Annotated in this window: 1 protein-coding gene; it reads right to left on the bottom strand. The window is 71.4% G+C overall.

Annotated features, from left to right (window positions below):
• Positions 1 to 752 (bottom strand): condensation domain-containing protein (locus WDV06_RS37030; RefSeq protein WP_395514182.1); only part of this gene is annotated, 752 nt, incomplete at both ends.

Raw genomic sequence — 752 nt, 5'->3', positions numbered from 1 at the left:
TCACCCGCGACCGCCTCCAGCAACCGCACCAGCCGCCCCACCAGCACCTCGACCGACCCACGGTCGAACACATCGGTGGCATAGGTGAGTGCTCCGCCCACCCCGGCCGGGGTGCCGTCGGCGGTGTGCCGCTCGTGGAGGGTGAAGGCGAGGTCGAACTTGGCGGTGCCGACGGCGAGGTCCTCGACCCGGGCCGTCAGGGACCCCAGGGAGGGCTTGCTCTCGGCGTTGTTCTGCAGGACGAGCATGACCTGGAACAGCGGGTGGTGGGACAGCGAGCGCACCGGGTTGACGATCTCGACCAGCCGCTCGAACGGCACGTCCTGGTGGGCGAACGCCCCCAGGTCGGCCTCGCGGACCCGTTCGACCAGCTCGCGGAAGGTCGGGTCCCCCGAGGTGTCCGTCCGCAGCACCAGCGTGTTCACGAAGAACCCGACGAGGTCCTCCAGGGCCTCGTCCGAACGGCCGGCCACGGCCGTGCCGATGGGTACGTCGGTGCCCGCTCCGAGCCGGGTCAGCACCGCCGCCAGTGCCGCGTGGAAGACCATGAACATGGTGCTGTTGGTCTGGCGGGCGAGCCGGGCCAGGGCCGCGTGGCTGTCGGCGTCGAGCTCCAGCGGAACGATGTCGCCGGTGTGGGTGGCGACGGCGGGGCGGGGCCGGTCCAGCGGCAGTTCGATCAGCTCCGGAAGGCCCGCCAGCTCCTGACGCCAGTACTCCGACTGGCGGGAGATCAGGCTCTGCGGGTCCTC

Origin of the sequence: Streptomyces racemochromogenes (genome assembly GCF_044129415.1) — a bacterium.
GTDB lineage: Bacteria > Actinomycetota > Actinomycetes > Streptomycetales > Streptomycetaceae > Streptomyces > Streptomyces racemochromogenes_A.
This window is presented reverse-complemented; position numbering and strand designations above follow the sequence as displayed.